Here is a 19,719-nt window from a genome sequence, read left to right as displayed (position 1 = left end):
GAACGCCACAAGTCCAGAAATTGCTTGAACTAAAGGAAGATGGGCGAAAAACCTCATATTGCAGATATTGGCTACAACTCCGGCAACAAACGACACCCGCCGGCTATCGGGAATTGCATATACAGATATTTCGGTATATAGCCAGCGGCCTGGCGGCATCTCACGCGACGTCCCCGGATCTGGCCGCCGATATATTGGCGGTCATGAACTCGCTGGTCCGACGCCCTCTGGGCCAGACCGGTCTGACCGTGACACCTGTCGGTCTCGGCCTGGCCGCACTCGGCCGTCCCGCCTACATCACACTCGGCCGCGCCGAGGACCTCGGCGACGACCGCGACATCGCCGTGATGCGGTCACGCACCTGGGCCGTACTCGACGCCGCCTGGGCGGCGGGGGTGCGCTACCTCGACACGGCGCGCTCCTACGGGCGGGCGGAGGAGTTCCTCGCCGGCTGGCTGCGCGAGCGCGGGATCGCCCCGGGAGCGGTCACGATCGGTTCGAAGTGGGGATACGCCTACGTCGGCGACTGGCGTCTGGACGCCGAGCGGCACGAGGTGAAGGAACTCACCGCCGACCGGCTGCGCGTCCAGTTGGAGCAGACACGCGCGCTGCTCGGCGAGCACCTGTCGCTCTACCAGATCCACTCGGCGACCGTGGAGAGCGGCGTGCTCGACGACGAGGACGTGCTCGACCGGCTGCGCGCGCTGCGGGCCGAGGGAGTGGCGATCGGTCTGTCGACGAGCGGGCCGCGTCAGGCGGACACGATCGACCGGGCGATCGGAGCCGGGCTGTTCGACACGGTGCAGTCGACGTGGAACCTGCTGGAGCGCTCGGCCGGTGAGGCACTCGCGCGGGCGCACGAGGCGGGGCTGGGCGTGATCGTCAAGGAGGGCGTGGCGAACGGCCGGCTGACCGCCCGGGCGGCACCCGCCGCACTCCTGGCCGCCGCGCGCGAGCGGGACACCACACCGGACGCGCTCGCACTGGCCGCCGTACTGGCACGGCCGTGGGCCGGGGTGGTGCTGAGCGGCGCGGTCTCGGCCGGGCAACTGCGTGACAACCTCGGCGCGGTCGAGACCGGCTGGGACCATGAGCTCGACGAGCGGCTCGCCGGACTGGCGGAAACCCCGGAGAGCTACTGGTCCGAGCGCGGCGCGCTTCCCTGGAGCTGAGTCCGCCGACGCCGGGAGCCTCCTGCCCACCTTCGACGGCAGTACCCGACGACCGGCGACACACCGGCCCCCTTACCGGGGGACGGCCCCCTGCCGCGCTTTACGAGCCACCGAACCACACGGATCCCGACGTCACCGGGAAGGCGGCACCGATCAGGAGCGTACCGATGACGATCGTGAGGGCATAGGCCTCGAGCGGGACGAGGTCGCGTTCGCCGTAGTGGGCGCGGCTGCCCGCGAAGAGGGTGAGAAAGCATTTCATCACCGTCATCCCGTTGACGCCGACGACACCGAGCAGCACGGGCCAGGCCGGCGGGAAACCGGTGACCGAGCCGTGGACCAACAGGTGATCACCGGCGAATCCGAGGGACGGCGGGAAACCGACGCCCGCGAGGCCGCACAGCAGGAACGCGACGGCCAGGCGCGGGGTCCTGGCGAAGTTCCCACCGGGGGTCGCCAGTGACAGCGCTCCCCGCCGAGCCTCCAGCGCGGCGAGGGACATCGCGAATCCCGGCAGGGCCAGGGCCGACGCCTGCCAGGTCAGCAGCGCCCCGGACACCGCGATCGGTGAGTCGCCGCCGAGCCCGAACACGACCAGCCCGCCCTGGCTCATCATGAGGAAGGCCAGCGCCCGCCTCGCCCTGTCCTGCACCACCGCGAGCACCGCGGCCGCGACGGCGGTCAGGACACCGAGCGAGGCGACCTCCTGCGCGGGGAACGCGGAGAGCAGGTCGAGCCGGGTGAGCATGCCGAGCGGTGCGATGCCGAACGCGACCACCACCCCCATCGGAGCCCGCTCGACAAACCTGGGGTACCAGCCGTGCGCGGGCACCAGGGCGAGCCTGACCACGAGTGCGAGGGCGACGAGTACCGCCCCCGTCTCCTTGTGGCCGGTCGCCGCCAGCGCGGTGCCCGCGCCGAGGAGCAGCACGCCGGGCACGTGGTAGGCGGCGAACAGGCGGGCGAGCCCGTCGTCGCGCCGGCGCAGTTCGGCCCAGACCAGCCAGGCCGAGAGCGCCCACAGCGCGACCGTCGCCCCGCCCTGCCCCACGGCCCCGAACCCCGACGAGGCGGCCAGCAGGCGCAGTATCCGGGCCAGGGTCGCCGGCGGGTGTTCGGCGAGCGGGCTCATCGCGACCACCAGCAGGCCGGCCAGGCCGGTCAGGATGCCCGCGAACCTGGCGGCACCGTCCGGCACGACCACCACGAGCAGGCCCCACAGGTGACCTCCGGTGAGCGGGGCGAGCAGGCCCGCCAGGGGCGGCACGGCGGACAGCGTCGCGACAAAGGCGGCGGCGGTGGCGCAGACCACCGCGACGTGGCGCGCGCGCCGCCGGTCAACGGTCCTGGCGACGGCGCAGGACGCGGCCAGGAGAACGGCCGCCACCAGCAGCGGAACCAGTGCGATCATGACTTCCGCTCCCCTCGGCCACAGCTCAGCCACCGCGCCCAGCGATCGTCCAGCGAGTCGACCCGCCGGACCAGTCGCACGAACCCGCCCACCGCGTAGTCCCGCAGCCAGGCGTCGAAGTAGCCCCTTTCCAGCGCGTACCGGTACAGCCATGCCTGCGCCGCCCGGGGAATCAGGCGCTCCAGATGCTTTCCGGTACGCGGTAGCGGCCCGTTCGTCATCCGCTCCAGGTGGTGATGGTCGTGGATCAGGCTGGGCGAGCGCAGGATCTGGGCGCTGCGCGACACGGCGTGCGCGACCAGGTGTGCCAGCGCGAGGTAGCGCAGTCCCAGCCCGACCTCGACCATGATCATTCCGATCTGGGTCATCGAGGCGTAGGCCAGCGCGCTCTTGATGTCCGTCTGGACACGTCCGGACAGGGTGACGTGGACGGCGGTCAGCGCGCCGACGGCGACCACCGCGATCCGCGCCGCCGTCGCCCCCGCCCACACGGACTCGGTGCGCAGCAGCAGGTACGGGCCCATGCTGACGGAGACCGCTCCGTAGCAGATGGCGCTCGACGGCGTCGGCCCCTCCATCGCGCGGGGCAGCCATCCCCCGAGGGGCACCTGCGCGGCCTTCCCCATCGCCGCCCACAGCAGCAGGATCCCGATCAGGGCCGCGTCCTGAGTGGTCGCGGGCGCCTCGAAACCCGCCCACCCTCCGTCGCGCAGGACGCCGGTGACCGTGGACACGCCGGTGGTGTGGTGCAGCCACACGACGGCGGCCGGCAGCCCCACATCGCACGCCCGGTAGGTCAGGAACGCACGCAGGGCGTGTTCCACCGGCCTTTTCCGCTCGTGGAAGAAGGCGATCAGCAGCGCCGAGGCCAGCCCCGCGAGTTCCCAGCCCGCGAAGGCGAGCTCAAGCGCGCCCGACAGTGCGACGGTCTCGACGCCGACCCCGAACAGGGCGAGGAGCAGGTAGAACCGCAGGTATCCCGGCTCCCTGTGCAGGTACCGCTGCGAGAAGACACCGATGAGACCCACCAGGAGCGCCGTGAGGGCGGCGAAGGGAAGCGAGAGCCGGTCACCCACGAGCAGCAGGTGGAACCCGTACTCTCCGCCGCCGAACCAGGCGCCCGCCGGCATCGTCACCGGCACCGTCAAGGCACGGTCGCCGCGCGTCACGGTGACGGCGAGCACGAGCGCTGACACCGCCGCGAGCCCGAAGGCCACGGTGACGATCGTTGAGACGGTCCGCTCAGCGCGTCCCCGGCCCCACCAGGCGAGTGCGGCCAGGAGCAGGAACGCGCCGAGGGGCAGCCCGGCGATCGCGATCAGCAGACACCGGTGTATCGCGAGGCTCACCGCGGCTCCCGGGTCCGCTGCCCGTGACCCGCCGGCTCGTGCCCGACGACAGGGACACCGATCGGATCGAACACGTCGCAGGCCCCGGGGGGTTCCGCCTCGAAGGCGGCCATCGCGTGGGCGCAGCCCAGATGGCCGCGCTCGCCCGCGTAGAACCGCGCGGAGCGGTTCACCACGGGGAACACGGTCGTCTCCGGGATGTGGGGCACGAAGACGCCGTGGCGGAACACGCGCATCGCGCCGGAGTCCGGGCTCCACGCCACGAGCCGGATCCAGCCGTTCACGACGAGCCGGTTCAGGCCGGGATGGGCGCGCAGGATCGCCGCCAGGCGCTCCGGCTCGGCCTCGACGACCAGCAGCAGGCGTACCGGTTCGTGAATCTCGACCATCTGCCAGGGAAGCCCGGTCCGCAGATCCGAGGCGTGCCCGTCCATCACGCCGAGCAGGCCCGTGATGTTGTGCGGAAGCTTCGTCCCGCAGCCGTAGCCGACCGGGTCGACGTGGCTGAAGTAGTACTCCAGGTTGATGCCGGCGCAGACCGGCCCCGCCGCGAGGAGCAGGCCCGCCAGGAGTTCCCCCGAGGGATCACCGTCCGGGTCGTAGGAGACGAGGAAGGCCCGCCGGTCGAGGAAGAGCCCGCGGGTCCGCGAGCGCCGCCCCACCACGCACACCGCGTTCGTGGCGTGCCCGTACTCGGGCCGGGGTTGCCCGAGGTCCACGGCGCGGGTCCCGACGTGGACCGGCGCGTCACCGGGCGAGAGGTCCGCGGGCGCGGACTCGAAACGGCGGGACCGCTCGTGCGCGGCCAGGACGCACGCGGCGGCCACGGCCTGCTGAGCCCTGCCGACCTCCGCGCGGCACCGCTCGGGCACCAGGTCCTCGTCGTAGTAGGTCATCGAGTCGTCGCAGGTGTCGTGGTACGCGCCCACGAACCAGGTGCCCTCCGGCAGGTGGATCCCCCGATCGCGGAGGTTCGCGCGTACCCCCGGGTGGTTGGCCATCGCGGCGAACGCGCGCGCGTTCGGACCGCCACGCCCGCCCCCGGTGGCGCCACAGTCGTGCGCGGACTCGTGCGGGTTGTTGAGGCTGGACGAGCCGTGCCCGACGACCAGCACCACGGGGCACAGAGCCCGGCCGAGTCCGGTGGTCCGCAGGACCGCCGCCACCACGTCGGCCATCTCCGATACGGAGTAACCCCTGAGCGGGCCGTCACCGCTCGTGCCCGTGAGGACCCGTTCGACGGCCAGCCGGGTGACGGGCCCGGCAGCCGCGCCGGCCCCGAGCCGCCGGGACCAGCTGTGGGACAGGCGAGGGAGAAGACAGCGGCCGAACAGGCCGAACAGGTGGGCGAGTCCACCCACCAGCGCGAGCGCGCCACCGCGCACCAGGGTCCTGTTCCCCACCGCGACCAGCCGTCCCCAGACGCCCCGGCGACGGCGTGAGCTCTCGCGCCGAGGGGGCCACGTCCCGCCGACCGGCTCCTCCACGACCAGATGCCGGGGCGTGACACCGACCGGGCAGAGAGGGCGCGGACGCACGTCCTGCAGCCCCCGGTAGATCATGGCGACTCCGAAGAAACCGGCGTAGCCGAAGGTCTCGGCCCGCGGGAAGTGCTCCTCCAGGTGCCGTCGCAGCGACTCCTCCCGCTCGTCTATGCAGAACACGGCCTGGAACACGGGACGGGGTGACCTTCTCGTCGCGGCGAGCGCGTGGTGCGCGGCGAGCGCGTCGAGCACCCCGATCCGATGGCGCCGTTCGTAGGCGAGGTGCAGCAGGCGGCGCCGCTCGATCCCGTCGAAGGACCTGACCTCCGCCAGCCAGGCCGCCGCATGCCCGGCGTCGGCGAACACCGCGGTGTCGACCGGCATGATCTGGGCCAGGACGAACGCCTCGTACACCAGTTCCAGGTCGGGCTCCGGAGCGAGCCGGGGAGGCCGATCGACGTCGGTGAGCGCGGCGCGACCGCCGAGACGCTCGGCCACCACGTGGCGTGCCGCGTACGCGTCGAGGGTGAGCTGCACGGCCAGGTGGTCGACCAGCCGTGCGGGACGCGCCTCGACCGGCGAGCGGTCGGGCCGGTGCTCGAACTGGCGCGTCATGCCCGCCCAGCCGCGCAGCGACAGCAGGGTGGCCTGGATCACGGCCGCCCAGTCCCGTTCGGGCACCGCCAGTTCGCCAAGGGCCCACGCGACGGTCCGCTCGGCCGTCCAGGACTCCTCCTCCTGCCGCCTCAGCTCGGCGGCCAGTCCGCGAAGGAACCGGTCGGGCGGGCCCCCGCCCCGGCCGTAAAGCCGCCGGAAGGCGCCGAGAAGGCCCCGTTCTCGTTCCGGCATCGGCCAGTAGGCGACCCCCTGGTCCAGGAACGCCGCGCAGAGCCGGATCATCAGCGGGTGGACGAGTTCGTCGGGGTCCGCTCCGGTGACGGCGAGGATCCGGTCACGCGGGCGCGGCGACGGCCGCCCGGCCTCTATCGGGGGTGGCGCCACCCGTTTCAGCCGGTTCCAGAGTCGTTCGAGCAGTTGCTCCACCGGTGCCCGCGCGCCCGATCCGGGCACCGCCGGCCCGCGCCGGTCTCGCCGGGCCTGTCGTAGCAGCTCGGCGCGGCGCCACTCGCCGATGTGGGCGGTGAACCGGGACAGCTGGGGCGTCTCGTGGAGCAGCCGGCGCAGCGCGGGGCCCCTGGGGACGTCGAGCAGGTGCCGGAGCCGTAGGGCGTGGAACTCGCGGCGTGTCGGGCCGCCCGGCACGATCGGGATGTCGCCGCCGGTCACCGGCCCGACGACCGCGTCGAGGTCTCCGCGCTGGATCCGCCCCGAACCCAGGTGGCCGTGGAAGGCCGCCTCGCTCTGGAAGGGTTCGGTGCCGAACAGCCGCGCCGCGCGGACGACGGCCTTCTCGAAGGGCAGGTGTTCGAAGGCGTGCAGGGTGTTGTGGTGGACGAACGTCTGCAACGGCGCCTGCCCGGGCAGCAGGCTCGCCGCTCGCGCCACCATGTCCGCCACGGCGACACGCCGGTCCTCCCCGACCGGGTACATGACCATACCGATGTGGTTCATGCCCGCCTCCTGCGCCTGGTGGCATGCGGATGGGACGAGACGGGCCACAGCCGGTCGAGCCCTCGGAAGGTGAGGGTGGCCGCGGGCCACTCCCTGGACATCGCGTCGGTTCCGGCCAGGAAGGTGTGGTCGACCACCGCGGCGTCCTTGAGATCGATGACGATCTCGGTGATGCCCTCACCGTCGCCGCCGGCGCGCCTCACCGTACGCCGCAGGGGCAGCAGAGCCGTGAAGATGGCGGCGCCGGGAATGCTGACGTGCAGCACCTGACCGGTACGGACGGCCTGCGCGCGAGGGTGGAAGAAGGCGGGGACGGGCACCCCGCGCAGCAGGTGCAGGACGAACTTCGCGGCGAGCCCGGCCGCGACGCCGACGAGCAGGTCGGTGGCGAGCGTGACGAGCATTGTGATCAGGAACAGGGCCAGCTGGTCGAGGCCGACCCTCCTGGCGTGGCGGAACTCGCGGGGCGCGGCGAGCCGGGTCCCGGTGTAGACGAGCATGGCCGCCAGGACGGCGAGGGGAATGATCTGGAGCAGGCCGGGGGCCAGGCTGACGAACAGCAGCAGGAAGGCTCCGTGGAAGAAGTTGGACCGGCGCGAGACGGCACCGGCGTCGATGTTGGCCCTGCTCCGGACGATCTCGGAGATCATCGGCAGGCCACCGACCAGGGACGACACCAAATTGCCCCCGCCGAGGGCGAGCAGGTCGCGGTTGAGGTCGGCGGGGCGCCTCCCCGGTGCCATGGAGTCGACCGCGAGCACCGTGAGAGTGGACTCGATGGTGCCGATCAGGGCGAACATCACCACGTACTTCAGCGAGGTCATCGTGAGCAGCATGGAGAAGTCGGGGAAGGCGACGGCGTCGAGCAGGGTGTCGGGGAGCCGGACGAGATACTCGGGGCCAAGGTGGTAGGTCATGGCCATGAAGCGGTAGTCGTGCGGGCTGTGCAGGTCGAACAGCAACCCGACCGGCACGGTCACGGCGAGCACGACCAGCGGGGCGGGCACGACATGGGCCCACCGGGCGCGGATCAGCGGCAGGCCGAACAGGATCGCCAGTGACACCGCGCCCAGCAGCAGGATGCGGGGGTTGGCGTGGGCGAGGCTGTGTGGAATCTCGGCGATCAGGTCGAAGGGGCGCTCGCCATGGGGTTTCACCCCCAGCATGACGTGCGTCTGCTTGGCGATGATGATGATCCCGATCGCGGCGAGCATGCCGTGCACGACCGAAGGGGACATGGCCACGCCGACGCTGGCCACCCGGCACAGGGCGAAGACGATCTGGATCAGCGCGGCGGCGACGCCGACGGCCAGCGCCCGCCGGTATCCGGCGGCGAGGTCGCCTTGGCCGAGTTCCTGGACCGCGCCCAGCGCGATCACGATGAGGCCGGCGGCCGGGCCCTTGATGGTCAGCGGGGCGCCGCCGAGCAGGCTGACCAGGACGCCCCCGATGATCGCCGTCAACACACCGGCGACCGGCGGGAACCCACTGGCCAGCGCGATTCCCAGACAGAGCGGGAGGGCGATGAGGAAAACCAGGAAACCGGATTTCAGATCCGCTTTCGGAAACGATTTCTGGAACGTGAACCGGCGCGCGGCCGGTAAGCGGTCATGGGTCTTCGGGTCTTGCCGTTCGGGCATCAGCGTGGTCCTCACGATGGCAGGGATGATCCACTCCGGCCGCGCTCGGCCGGATGCGGTGCGTACGGAGAGCGCCTGAGAACAGGTGCTCGGTACGCACAGGTGGACCACGGGCCCCGCCCGTCTTCGGACTCGTCTGGGACGGCTTGGTGCGGTGGAGTGTGACGGCGGCGTCCCGTACCGGTTCACGCGTTCCGTCCGGCACGGCGCCGGAAAGGCCGTCCGCGCCGTCCAGCCGGTCGTCTTCGAACACGCACGGCCCGTCAGCGGGAAGCACGCTGAACCCGGCACCGAGCACCGCACCGATGCCGGGGCTGGTTTCGGCGGCCGACGCGCTCGGGTGAGATGTGGTTTCGGCCCGGGTCGCGGTCGGCACCCCCAGCACGGCCGTCACCAGCGACATCAACAGCACGACCGCCAGCGCCGCTCTCAGCGCGCGAAGCGGCTCCGCCCACCCGCGGACCGGGACGGTCCCGGCTGTCCGCGGATTCGGTGGTCTGTCAGATGATGGCATCACACTGGCTCCCGGCTGGGAATCCTGGCGGGTGAGGGCAGGACGAAGCCCTGCAATCTATTCGAGAAACGACAAACGCGACCAATATCCATGAAGCGCGATAAGCCGGTTTGCGTATCCGCTTCCATGATTCCCGGCAACCGTATTCCGGTCGCCGAGATCCAGTCGGCAGCACACGCCTTCCCCGTCAGCGTCAATATAACTTTCCGCCATCAAAATAGGCGGAAGACAGCGAAGCGTTACTGGAACGTTGCCGGAATCCGAAAGTCATCCAGGGCATTTATCACGATATTAGCGATATTACATAGACGCAGATCCCGAAGCTCTCTTCACACCACTGAACTGTCGCGAAAAATCCCGGGCACGCGAGTTTCGCGACGACCCGACCCCGCCTTCTCCACGCCCCGAAGCCCGCAGACCACCGCAGGGGCCGGCAGCGGGTCCGGCACCGGCCTGCCGCGACCATAGGCATCGAGGGGGTTTGCCGTGACCGTCGTGGATGTGATCCACTACATCCCATCCCATTCAGTGCGAATACCTCATGAACGGAACCGGCCCCCCATGAGCACCTCTCGCGAATCAGACTGGCAGCCCGTGGAACTTGATGCCGACCGGCCGCATTCGGCCCGCATCTGGAATTACTGGCTGGGTGGAAAAGACAACTATCCCGCCGACCGCGACGCCGGCGACATGGTCGAGGGGCTCATCCCCGGCATCGTCGACTCGGCCCGGGCCGACCGGGCGTTCCTGGGCCGCTGCGTCCGCCACCTCGTCGCCGACGCCGGTATCCGCCAGTTCCTCGACATCGGCACGGGCCTGCCCACCGCCGACAACACCCACGAGGTGGCGCAGCGGATCGCCCCGGAGTCCCGGGTCGTCTACGTCGACAACGACCCGCTGGTCCTGGTGCACGCCCGCGCCCTGCTCATCAGCGCCCCCGAAGGGGTCACCAACTACATCGACGCCGACCTGCGCGAACCCCACCGCATCCTGCGGGCCGCCGAGAAGACCCTCGACCTCACCGAACCCGTCGCGTTGATGCTGCTGGGGATCCTGCATCACATCACCGACGACGACGAGGCCAGGCAGGTCGTACGGGACCTGGTCGACGCCGTCCCCTCGGGCAGCCACCTGGTGATCGCGCACGCCACCGCCGAGGTCCACGGCGATGCCATGCACGAGGCGATGCGGCAGTTCATGGAGCGAGGCGGCACCCCGATCGTGGCCCGCGACCGCGACCACCTCGTCACGTTCTTCGACGGTCTGGAGTTGCTGGAGCCCGGCGTGGTGTCCTGCTCCAGATGGCGTCCGGAACACAGCCCGTGGGGCGAGCCCGATGAGGTGTCCCAGTTCTGCGGCGTCGCCCGCAAGCCCTGACGCCCCTGCCTCCTCAGCGGCCGACCGGCCGCACACTCCGGCCCCCGTCCCAGAGGCCGGCTCGGCTCTCGACACCTGACCGGTGTGGCGGCCACCTGAAACGATCGGGAAAATCGAGTTTATCGAGGACGCTCCGGTGTAGTCCCATACTCGTCCGGTCGTCGCCCTCGGGGCGGCCCGTCATCGCATGATCCTTCGTCAATGCCCGCACCCGATCTTAAACACCACCTGTCGACCGTGAGCCCAGGTCGGTCGTCACCAACCCCGTCAGGCTGTCGCGCAGAGCGACATGGGAGGCCCTCCTCAATGAACCCCGCTGAGGATTCCGCCGCACCGGCTCCCGGAACCGCGCCACTCGTCGTCATGGGCGTGACCGGTTCCGGCAAGACCACCGTGGGCGCCGCCCTCAGCCGGCGGTTACGGGTGCCGTTCGCCGACGCCGACGACTTCCACAACGAGGCCAACATCGCCAAGATGTCGGCGGGCATCCCCCTCGACGACGACGACCGGCTGCCGTGGCTGCGCGCGATCGGTGCCTGGCTCGCCGACCACGCCGCCACCGGCGGGGTGGCGAGCTGCTCGGCGCTCAAGCGGAGCTACCGCGACATCCTGCGGGAATCCGCGCCGACGGTGAGCTTCGTCCATTTGCACGGCGAGATCGACGCCATACGCCGGAGGGTCGCCGGCCGTCCGGGGCACTTCATGCCCGCCTCGCTGGTCGACTCGCAGTTCAGGACCCTGGAGCCCCTCGGGCCCGACGAGCACGGGATCGTTCTCGACTTCGCCAGGCCCGTCGGCGAACTCGTGGACGCCTACCTCGCCACGGCGGCCGTCCCCCGGACGCGACCGGACCCGTACCCCACCGGTCCCGCCGATCCCGGTGGACCCCGAGACGCAGGCGAGGCCGGGTAGGCCCTAGCGGTCTCCCGCCACCGTGTCGCGCAGGCTGCGCACGGCGGAGTCGACCTGCTCCAGCGTCTCGTCGGCGCAGGCCCCGGAATCGCCGGGTCTCCGCCCCGCGCGGACGTCCCTGGCGATGTCCTCCAGGGACTCCGCCAGGGCCTGGACCGCCGCCCGCGGCGGGGGCGGCGCGCCGCGCCCGGTGCACGCGACGGTGGCGGCGGTCGCGTCGGCCACCCGTTCCAGCGCGGTCATCGCGGGCATCCAGGTGGTGACGCGTCTGCTGATCACAGGTGGCTCGGTCATCGCCCGCTGGAAGACGGTCCGCAGGTCGGCCAGGGCGTCGTACACCCTGCGGAGAAGCAGCGCCCTGCCGGGGTGCTCGGGGTCGAAGGCGTACCTGAGGTAGTTCGCGGTGGCCGACACCGCGTCGGCGAACCGGGGTCCGACCGGTGCCTCCCAGCTCCCGGGCCACGGCAGGTACCCCAGCAGCAGGACGATCACGCATCCGACCAGCGTGTCCACGATCCGGATCCTGCCCAGTTCCGGCCCCCCGCGGGTCAACAGGTCCACCAGGAACAGAACCAGCGGCGCCTGGAAGGTCGACATCAGACCCCAGTTGCGCTGCATGCCGTAGGGCAGGAGCGCCGCGCACACCGCGATGGGGATCAGCAGCAGCGGGCCGTACGGCACCAGGAGAAGGACCAGGGTGCCGATCAACGTACCCGCGACGGTCCCGAGCGCGCGCTGCACGGCGCGCGCGAACACCGACCCGAAGTCGGGCTTGAGCACCAGCGCGACGGTCAGTGTCATCCAGTAGGACCGATCGAACCAGCCGAGCCGGCTGACCGCGGCGGCGACGCCCATGCAGAGCGCGAGCCGGACCGTGTAGACCCGGACGAGGCGGCCGTACCACATCTTCTTCAGAACGGCCCGGAGCCGGGAGCGGTAGCCGACCGGTTCGTACGGCAGTTGGTCGGCCGCGACGTCGCCGCCGGACGCCAGGTCGACCGCCCCCTGGACGGCGGAGGAGAGGGCGCGTACGGCGGGTGAGTCGCCCTCGTGGCGCACCGCCCGCGGCGCGGGCCCGCCGGTGAGCGACGCGGCGACGCCCTCGACGGCGGACGCCGATTCCTCGGGCGGCTCGCGCCCCTCGTGGCACAGCGAGAGCAGTGCGTTGCGGATCAGCGAGGCCTGGTTCAGCAGGGCGACCAGCCGGGTGCGCCCGGGATCCAGCCCCACCGCCGGGGAGCGGGCGCCGAGGACGGTGTCGTAGGCGTTCCTGAGCGCGGTGTCGAACGCGGCCAGGGCGTCGGCGCCGCGATCGGTGAACAGCAGGTCGAGGACCCGGTAGGCCTCGGCCACCGCGCTCTCCTCCGGCGCGCGCGGGTGGAGGGGCCAGTCGGCGACCTCCAGCGCGATCACCCACAGCACGCCCAGCAGGAACGTCAGCGCGTTCAGGCCGGGCGGTCCCGGCAGCGCTATGCCGCCGGCGATCACGGTCATCACCAGCAGTTGCAGCCCGGCCGCCGAGCCCGTGCCCCCACTCGTGCTGATCAGTGCGGACAGCACGGAAACGGCCACCATGACCGGCACCACCCACCAGCCGTGGTCGCGGACCGCGGCCCCGATGAGATATCCCAGCGCTCCGGCGGCGCCGGCCGCGCCCATCCTGATGATCCTGGCCCGGTACGGGCCGCCCCGGTCGGCCGTCCCGGCGTTCATGGCGCCCATGGCGGGCAGCAGGCCGGCCGTGACGTGCCCGGCGGCGGCCCCTCCGAGAAGCGGGGCGGTCACCGCCACGGCCATGCGCAGCATCGGCCACCATCGAAGCGCCGCGGGTGCCGGCCGGACCGTCTCGACCAGCCAGTCCGGAGCGGCGTCGATCAGCCGGTCGGCGGCCCGCCGGAAGAGCGGGGGCATCGCTCGCCGTGCTCAGTACGCCGGCACGCCGGACGCGCCCGGCCCCGAGGTGGTCTCTTCACGGTCCACGGCGCACCCCTACCCGTCCGCCCCGCCGGGTTATCCCCGCGTTCGCCGACGAAGCCTTGACCACCGCGCGACGCACCGGGGTGCGCCATCGGTCAGGGGAGGATGGCGTCGACGTAGCCCCCGTCGACGCGGAGCGCGCCGCCGGTGGTGGCGGAGGCCTGCGGTGAGCTGAGGTAGACGACCATGTTGGCGACCTCCTCCGGTTCGATCAACCGCCGCAGCAGGGACTCCGGGAAGTGCTCCCGCAGGAAGACGTGCTGGGCCTCGTCCCAGGGCAGGTCCCTGTCGACGAGTTCGTAGACGAAGTCCTCCATGCCTCGGGTGTGGGTGGGACCGACGATGACGGAGTTGACGGTGACACCGCTGCCCGCGGCCTTCTTGGCGAAGCCTCGCGAGACGGCCAGGAGCGCGGTCTTGGACATGCCGTAGTGGATCATCTCCACGGGGATGACGATCGCGGAGTTGCTGGCGATGTACTGGACGCGCCCCCAGGAGCGCGCCACCATCCCCGGCAGATAGGCGCGGGTGAGACGGATCGCCGCCAGGACGTTCACCTCGAAGTAACGGCGCCACTCGTCGTCGGTGATCTCCAGGGCGTCCTGGACCCCGAAGACTCCGAGGTTGTTGATCAGGATGTCGACCTCCGGCAGGATGCCGACGGTGTGGTCCGCGCCCTCCTGGGTGGCGAGGTCGGCGGCGACCGGGACGATCAGCGCGCCGGAGATCTTCGCGCGCAGCGCGTCGCAGGCCCTCTCCACCTTCTCCGGGGTGCGGCCGTTGACGGCCACCGTCGCGCCCGCCCGCGCGAGACCGGCGGCGATGGCCGCCCCGATCCCCTCTGTGGATCCGGTTACCAGTGCCGTCCTGCCGGTGAGATCGATGTGCATGCGTCACGTCCTTTGATGCCCGTCGCGGAGCCGTCCCCCGTACGGGCGGGCACTCACGACCGGATGACGAGGTGGAACGGTGCTCCACCGGGCGCCTTCCCGCTGATCCGCTGTTCGTTCCCGGGTTCGCCGGCACGGAAAGCCCGGATGGTGATCATTTTGGGGAAGCGCACGCGTGTGACAAAGGTTTCCGCACCGGGTGGAGGTGTCGTGATGGCCTGTCCGGGGTCGTCATGCCCGCGACCGTTCCCGATGTCCGGCCGCCTGGTCACCGAGGCCGGCCCGGGCAGGAATAACCCTCCCGCTGAGACGTTAAGGGTAGTTGAAATTTCAAACGAAACGGAGGACGGTGAGCACGATGCAGTTCGGGATCTTCACCGTAGGCGACGTCACCACGGACCCCACCACGGGCCGGACGCCGAGCGAGCACGAGCGGATCAAGGCGATGGTGGCCATCGCGCTCAAGGCCGAGGAGGTCGGCCTGGACGTCTTCGCGACCGGCGAGCACCACAACCCGCCCTTCGTCCCCTCCTCACCGACGACCATGCTCGGCTACGTCGCCGCGCGGACCGAGCGGATCATCCTCTCCACGTCCACCACCCTGATCACCACGAACGACCCGGTCAAGATCGCCGAGGACTTCGCGATGCTGCAGCACCTGGCGGACGGGCGCGTCGACCTGATGCTGGGCCGCGGCAACACCGGGCCGGTGTACCCGTGGTTCGGGCAGGACATCCGCCAGGGCATCCCGCTGGCCATCGAGAACTACGCGCTCCTGCACCAGTTGTGGCGTAAGGACGTGGTCGACTGGCAGGGCCGATTCCGCACTCCCCTGCAGTCGTTCACCTCGACCCCCCGCCCGCTGGACGGCGTCCCGCCGTTCGTCTGGCACGGCTCGATCCGCAGCCCGGAGATCGCCGAGCAGGCCGCCTACTACGGCGACGGGTTCTTCGCCAACAACATCTTCTGGCCCAGGGAGCACTTCATCCGCCTGATCGAGCTGTACCGGGAGCGCTTCGCCCACTACGGCCACGGCACCCCTGAGCAGGCGATCGTCGGCCTGGGCGGGCAGGTGTTCATGCGGCGGAACTCCCAGGACGCGGTCCGGGAGTTCCGTCCCTACTTCGACAACGCTCCCGTGTACGGCCACGGCCCCTCGCTGGAGGAGTTCACCGACCAGACCCCGCTCACCGTGGGCAGCCCGCAGGAGGTCATCGACAAGACCCTGACCTTCCGGGAGTCCTTCGGCGACTACCAGCGACAGCTGTTCCTGATGGACCACGCCGGGCTCCCGCTCAAGACGGTGCTGGAGCAGCTCGACATCCTCGGTGAGGAGGTCGTCCCGGTACTGCGCAGGGAGTTCGCCTCCGGCAGGCCGGCCGAGGTGCCGGACGGCCCCACCCACGCGGCCCTGCTCGCCAGGCGCGGCAGCGCGGCCGAGACGGGCGAGCAGCCCGTCCCCGCCACCTGAGGCATCCGAGTCCACCCCTGGAAAGGAAAAGCAATGGAATCCGTCCGGCTCGTGGTCGTCTCGGCCGGTCTCGGCCTGCCGTCCTCGACACGCCTGCTGGCCGACCGGCTGGCCGAGGCGACCGTACGACGGTTGTCGGGCGACGAGCACCCGGCCGAGGTACGCGTGATCGAGCTACGCGACCTCGCCACCGACATCGCCGCCAACCTGGTGACCGGCTTCCCCGGCGCCACGCTGCGCGAGGCGATCGAGGCGGTGACGGAGGCGGACGGCCTCATCGCGGTGACGCCGATCTTCACCGCCTCCTACAGCGGCCTGTTCAAGTCGTTCTTCGACGTGATCGACAACAGCGCGCTCACCGGCAAGCCGGTGCTGATCGCGGCGACCGGGGGGACGGCACGCCACTCGCTCGCCCTGGAGCATGCCATGCGCCCGCTCTTCGCCTACCTGCGCGCGATCGTCGTACCGACCGCCGTCTACGCCGCGTCCGAGGACTGGGGCACCGGCGGGGACAGCCGCGCCGACGACCTCGCCTCCCGCGTCGCCCGCGCGGCCGGCGAACTGGCCGGCCTGATGTCGCACCGGCCCGCCGCCGCCCGGCAGGTCGAGGCCGTGATCCCGTTCGAGCAGCAGCTGGCCGCACTGCGGCCCTGACGAACGGGCGGACACCTACCTGCCGTCGCCGTCCCAGGCGTAGGCCTGGAACGGCGGGTCGAGGGGGGCGTCGATCAGCCGGTTGGCGAACGTGGAGATCGTGTAGGCACCGACACCGAGGACGACCTCAAGGGCGTTCTGCGGCGTGTAGCCGGCGCCGAGGAACGCCCGCGTCTCCTCGTCGCCGACCGCGCCGCAGTGGTCCATCACCGCGAGGGTGAACGACCGCAGCGCCTCCGAGCGGGTGTCCGGAAGGGGCTTCTGGGCCCGCAGCCCCTCGATGACCTCGGCCGGGGCCCCCAGCCTGACCAGCGTGGCGGTGTGCATCGCCACGCAGACGTGGCAGCCGTTGCGGGTGGCGACCGTCAGGATGACGATCTCACGCTCGATCGGGGCGAGGGTCGTCTGCTCGAAGACGGCACTGGCCGTCAGGAACCCCTTGAGCAACTCCGGGGAGGTGGCCATCCGGCCGACCGGCGCGGGGATGAAGCCGAATTTCCGCTCCACCCCCTCGACCGTGGCGCGGGCGGCGGCAGGGGCACTCTCGGCGGTGTGGGTGACGAAGACGTCGTGGGACATGGGGGCCTTCTCTCTGGATTCTCCGGGCACGCCGAAGACGTGCCCGGCGGACGCACATCGGGGCAATATCGTCAATGTGGTTGTCTATATAGTAAACATGGTTGACGACTTTGGCAATGATCGAGGCCGGACTCCCCTACGGAGACATCGACGTCTTCCCAGATGGCCACAACCACCAAGCACGCCCTGGACCCGAGCGGTCCGTGCCGCCGGTTCGAATGCCCCAGCGAGGACGTCCAGGAGGCTGCTCGCCCCACGCAGCCCGAGGAGCCAGTCCGCAAGATCGGCTCTTGACCTCAGCGGTACCCCCGGACAGGGAACCGGCGTCCCGGCAACTCGAGAGAAGGCAACATTCATGACCACTACCTCTGGAAATACCGACGTTCGATCGGCCGTGACTGTGATCGACCCAAGGGAGATGAGCTCTGCGCTTGCGGGTGCGTTCCTGGACGGCGGGCACCCGACCACGGTGTGGAACCGTACGCCGGGAAAGGCCGACGCCCTGGTCGCCCAGGGGGCGCGGTGGGCCGCGACCGTCCGCGACGCGGTCGCCGCCGGCCCGCTCATGGTCAGTGGGCACGGCCGGGCTCCTGGAGAAAACGCGTTGCGGCCGGTTCCGGAGATCCGGCATCCTCACATCAGGTCAGTCGAGCTTCACCAGGAGGGATCATGCGCCGCCATCACGGTCGGAGCCGTCGCGTCATGCGTGCTCGTCGCCGTATGCGCATGCCCCGGGAGGCTCGTGTGTGACACCCGCCGTCACGACACGAGCCGTCCCGGACCACACGGTCCGAGACGGCTCTTTCTTTGGAGCGGGTGAGGGCGCTGGTGTGCTCGGCGGTTTCATAAGCCGCTGTGGGCGGGTTCGATTCCCGCACCCGCTACCAAGCCTCTGTGGCGCAGTGGAGAGCGCGCCTGCTTGCGGAGCAGGAGGCCGCTGGTTCGATTCCAGCCAGAGGTGCCGCGAAACACAAGGTAGAAGGCCGCTCCCGACCTCCGGGAGCGGCCTTCACAATCCTCTGAGTGACTAAATGCGTGACTAAGCTTCTGGATCACCATCAAAGATGCGGTCCATCGCGGTGGCTCCACTTGAAGAGCCGGACGGATCTGCTGGAGGTAGACGGCCTCTGTGACAGCCGTACTGCTGTGGCCGACCAGCCGGGAAATCTCCTCCAAGGGGATGCCGTGATCGGAGAGCAGCGAGACGAAGCTGTGCCGCAGCTCGCGGGGCGTCCACTTCGCCGGATCCACTCCCGGCGCGCCCTTGATGGCCTTGCGGAAGTTGCGCCGTGTCTTGGACGGGTCAATCCCGGCGCGGTTCACCTTTCCTGGGCAGGTCGGGGGCGTCCTGGCGTCGCCTGGTCGAGCGGTTGCGCGTGGCGGTGGTATGGCCGATTGCCCCGCATCCCGGCCGCGGTGATCTCGGCATCGAGCCCGGCGAGGATCGCGTCCAGGTCGGTGGTGTCGTCGCCGGCCTTTTCCACGGCATCGCGCTGGGCCTGCATGTCAGCGCAGAACTCCACCAGCCAGCGCTGTTCCTCATTCGGTTCATCTGGAGTGGTCCCCGGTTCGGCGTCCAGGTGCCAGCCTTCCCGGCACTGGGCCATCCGCAGGTAGCGGTTGCGCTTGGCGCAGGAGGGACACTTGGCGTCCATGGTGGCCCCGCAGGGCACGTTGACGTCCTCGGTGAGCCCGGTGTGGGTGTCCAGCCGCCGCAGGACCACCGGCCGGATGCACACGCCGTTGTGCTTGGCGATCTCCACCGCGACATCCAGCGCGAGCGGCATTTTCTGACGCTCTGCCCGCGACAGGCCGCGATCATTGGGGTTGCTCACACGTCCTCCCCATCGTGGTCGGGGTCGAGGAAGACGCCCTGTCCGCACTCGCGGCACTCGACCAGGCCGCGGATCAGGTCCAGCCACAGCGTGTTGACCGCGCCGCAGGCCGCACAGCGCAGGCCGTCGAGGATGTAGGCCAGTTCAGTCACGGTCGCCCCTTTCCACTTCGGACAGGTCGGCCGACAGCCGGAACGTGGTCTGGTTAGGGATCGGTGGTGACGCGGACGTTGAACAGCTCGAAGGCCAGGACGGGCTGAGCGTGACGAGTTCCCAGGACGGCCAGGATGGGGCGCTCGCAGAGGCGGGTGATCTCCTCGTCGGTGCCGTAGAAGCAGACCCTCACGTGGTCACCCCCAGCGCCATCGCGCGGATGTCACTGTCGGAGACGTACGCGGCGCGAACCCGGATCGGATCAGGCGAGGTCTCCAACCGGACGTAGCCGATACCGGCCCCCTGCTCTGGAATCGGCGAGATGTGATCGGCCAGCGCGCCCCGATCCCGAGCACCGTCGCCGAGGACCATGTCCACCTGCTCGGACTCATCCAGCCGGAGCGCGATCTTGTCGGGGAACAGGTTGCGAATGTTCATGACCTCTTTGCGCGGGTCCTGAAGTGCCGCCATGACGCCGAACCCGACCGCGCGGCCCTGGGTCGTGAGCGTGGCCAGGGCAGCGGAGATACGGAGCTTCAGCCCCTTGTCGGACTGGTAGGCGGTCAGGAACGCCACCTCGTCGACCACCACCAGGACGAACGGGTCATCGACGGTGGGGGTGTGGGAGCGCTGGAGTCCGGCGTAGCGGTCGGCCCGCTCCTGCATGATCTGCACGGCGGCTTCCAGGAGGTCGGCGCAGTCGGCCGGGCTCGCGGCGTAGCGGGTGCC

16 protein-coding genes, 2 tRNA genes and 2 pseudogenes are annotated in these 19,719 nt (G+C 70.5%); 8 read left to right on the top strand and 12 right to left on the bottom strand.

Annotated elements, in window-relative coordinates:
- Window positions 1-203: 203 nt before the first annotated feature.
- On the top strand, window positions 204-1,172 hold the full coding sequence (locus ABT130_RS37820) for an aldo/keto reductase (RefSeq protein WP_350963924.1): 969 nt from the start codon (window positions 204-206) through the stop codon (window positions 1,170-1,172).
- Window positions 1,173-1,272: 100 nt separating this feature from the next.
- On the opposite strand, the gene ABT130_RS37815 is transcribed toward ABT130_RS37820, so the two are convergent.
- Genes ABT130_RS37815 through ABT130_RS37800 form a run of 4 tightly spaced genes read right to left on the bottom strand, consistent with a single transcriptional unit; the run spans window position 1,273 to window position 8,628 of the window.
- The gene (locus ABT130_RS37815; RefSeq protein ID WP_350963921.1) at window positions 1,273-2,583 is read right to left on the bottom strand and encodes a proton-conducting transporter transmembrane domain-containing protein; all 1,311 of its coding nucleotides are present in this window, start codon (window positions 2,581-2,583) and stop codon (window positions 1,273-1,275) included.
- The gene (locus ABT130_RS37810) at window positions 2,580-3,932 is read right to left on the bottom strand and encodes a proton-conducting transporter transmembrane domain-containing protein (RefSeq protein ID WP_350963919.1); all 1,353 of its coding nucleotides are present in this window, start codon (window positions 3,930-3,932) and stop codon (window positions 2,580-2,582) included. The genes ABT130_RS37815 and ABT130_RS37810 overlap by 4 nt, the downstream gene beginning before the upstream one ends.
- Entirely contained in the window at window positions 3,929-6,988 is a 3,060-nt protein-coding gene (locus tag ABT130_RS37805; protein ID WP_350963916.1) for a putative inorganic carbon transporter subunit DabA, read from the bottom strand. The genes ABT130_RS37810 and ABT130_RS37805 overlap by 4 nt, the downstream gene beginning before the upstream one ends.
- The gene (locus tag ABT130_RS37800; RefSeq protein WP_350963913.1) at window positions 6,985-8,628 is read right to left on the bottom strand and encodes a SulP family inorganic anion transporter; all 1,644 of its coding nucleotides are present in this window, start codon (window positions 8,626-8,628) and stop codon (window positions 6,985-6,987) included. Before ABT130_RS37800 ends, ABT130_RS37805 begins: the two co-directional genes overlap by 4 nt.
- Before the next feature lie 1,075 nt (window positions 8,629-9,703).
- Between ABT130_RS37800 and ABT130_RS37795 the strand changes: the two genes are divergently transcribed.
- Both ABT130_RS37795 and ABT130_RS37790 read left to right on the top strand, forming a co-directional pair.
- Entirely contained in the window at window positions 9,704-10,519 is an 816-nt protein-coding gene (locus ABT130_RS37795) for an SAM-dependent methyltransferase (protein ID WP_350963910.1), read from the top strand.
- Window positions 10,520-10,825: 306 nt separating this feature from the next.
- Complete coding sequence (locus ABT130_RS37790; protein WP_350963907.1) at window positions 10,826-11,431, top strand: gluconokinase; 606 nt, start codon at window positions 10,826-10,828, stop codon at window positions 11,429-11,431.
- Window positions 11,432-11,434: 3 nt separating this feature from the next.
- Here the strand turns inward: ABT130_RS37790 and ABT130_RS37785 are convergent, their stop codons facing one another.
- On the bottom strand, window positions 11,435-13,342 hold the full coding sequence (locus ABT130_RS37785; protein WP_350963904.1) for an FUSC family protein: 1,908 nt from the start codon (window positions 13,340-13,342) through the stop codon (window positions 11,435-11,437).
- A 161-nt stretch (window positions 13,343-13,503) separates the two neighbouring features.
- Complete coding sequence (locus tag ABT130_RS37780; RefSeq protein WP_350963901.1) at window positions 13,504-14,298, bottom strand: SDR family NAD(P)-dependent oxidoreductase; 795 nt, start codon at window positions 14,296-14,298, stop codon at window positions 13,504-13,506.
- 358 nt (window positions 14,299-14,656) lie between these two features.
- On the opposite strand from ABT130_RS37780, the gene ABT130_RS37775 reads away from it, so the two are divergent.
- Window positions 14,657-15,769, top strand: a complete 1,113-nt coding sequence (locus ABT130_RS37775) for an LLM class flavin-dependent oxidoreductase (RefSeq protein WP_350963945.1) — start codon at window positions 14,657-14,659, stop codon at window positions 15,767-15,769.
- A 33-nt stretch (window positions 15,770-15,802) separates the two neighbouring features.
- A complete protein-coding gene (locus ABT130_RS37770) occupies window positions 15,803-16,423 on the top strand; it encodes an FMN reductase (protein ID WP_350963898.1) in 621 nt (206 codons plus the stop codon).
- A 15-nt stretch (window positions 16,424-16,438) separates the two neighbouring features.
- Here ABT130_RS37770 and ABT130_RS37765 read toward each other — a convergent pair whose 3' ends face one another.
- The gene (locus tag ABT130_RS37765; protein WP_350963895.1) at window positions 16,439-17,002 is read right to left on the bottom strand and encodes a carboxymuconolactone decarboxylase family protein; all 564 of its coding nucleotides are present in this window, start codon (window positions 17,000-17,002) and stop codon (window positions 16,439-16,441) included.
- Between ABT130_RS37765 and ABT130_RS37760 the strand changes: the two genes are divergently transcribed.
- The 3 genes from ABT130_RS37760 to ABT130_RS37750 all read left to right on the top strand — a co-directional run bounded on the left by ABT130_RS37760 (window position 16,908) and on the right by ABT130_RS37750 (window position 17,963).
- Window positions 16,908-17,822 (top strand): NAD(P)-binding domain-containing protein, encoded by a 915-nt coding sequence (locus tag ABT130_RS37760; RefSeq protein ID WP_350963892.1) that lies wholly within the window; start codon window positions 16,908-16,910, stop codon window positions 17,820-17,822. The genes ABT130_RS37765 and ABT130_RS37760 overlap by 95 nt on opposite strands.
- Window positions 17,814-17,889: transfer RNA gene (locus ABT130_RS37755), tRNA-Met, on the top strand. Before ABT130_RS37760 ends, ABT130_RS37755 begins: the two co-directional genes overlap by 9 nt.
- Before the next feature lies 1 nt (window position 17,890).
- Window positions 17,891-17,963: transfer RNA gene (locus ABT130_RS37750), tRNA-Arg, on the top strand.
- A gap of 209 nt (window positions 17,964-18,172) precedes the next feature.
- Here ABT130_RS37750 and ABT130_RS37745 read toward each other — a convergent pair.
- From ABT130_RS37745 to ABT130_RS37725, 5 genes and pseudogenes are all read right to left on the bottom strand, one after another.
- Window positions 18,173-18,253, bottom strand: a pseudogene (locus ABT130_RS37745) (tyrosine-type recombinase/integrase); the annotation flags it as partial.
- Between the two features lie 68 nt (window positions 18,254-18,321).
- Window positions 18,322-18,837 (bottom strand): replication initiator, encoded by a 516-nt coding sequence (locus ABT130_RS37740; RefSeq protein ID WP_350963889.1) that lies wholly within the window; start codon window positions 18,835-18,837, stop codon window positions 18,322-18,324.
- Complete coding sequence (locus tag ABT130_RS37735) at window positions 18,834-18,989, bottom strand: hypothetical protein (RefSeq protein WP_350963887.1); 156 nt, start codon at window positions 18,987-18,989, stop codon at window positions 18,834-18,836. Before ABT130_RS37735 ends, ABT130_RS37740 begins: the two co-directional genes overlap by 4 nt.
- A gap of 53 nt (window positions 18,990-19,042) precedes the next feature.
- Window positions 19,043-19,183 carry a hypothetical protein gene (locus tag ABT130_RS37730; protein WP_350963884.1) on the bottom strand — a complete coding sequence of 47 codons (141 nt, stop codon included), beginning with the start codon at window positions 19,181-19,183 and terminating at the stop codon, window positions 19,043-19,045.
- Window positions 19,180-19,719: pseudogene (locus ABT130_RS37725) on the bottom strand (cell division protein FtsK); the annotation flags it as partial. The gene ABT130_RS37730 and the pseudogene ABT130_RS37725, both read right to left, overlap by 4 nt.

Source organism: Streptosporangium sp. NPDC001681 (genome assembly GCF_040298085.1).
Taxonomy (GTDB): domain Bacteria; phylum Actinomycetota; class Actinomycetes; order Streptosporangiales; family Streptosporangiaceae; genus Streptosporangium.
The sequence above is the reverse complement of the archived record's forward strand: the minus strand, read 5'-3'. Positions and strand labels throughout refer to the sequence as shown.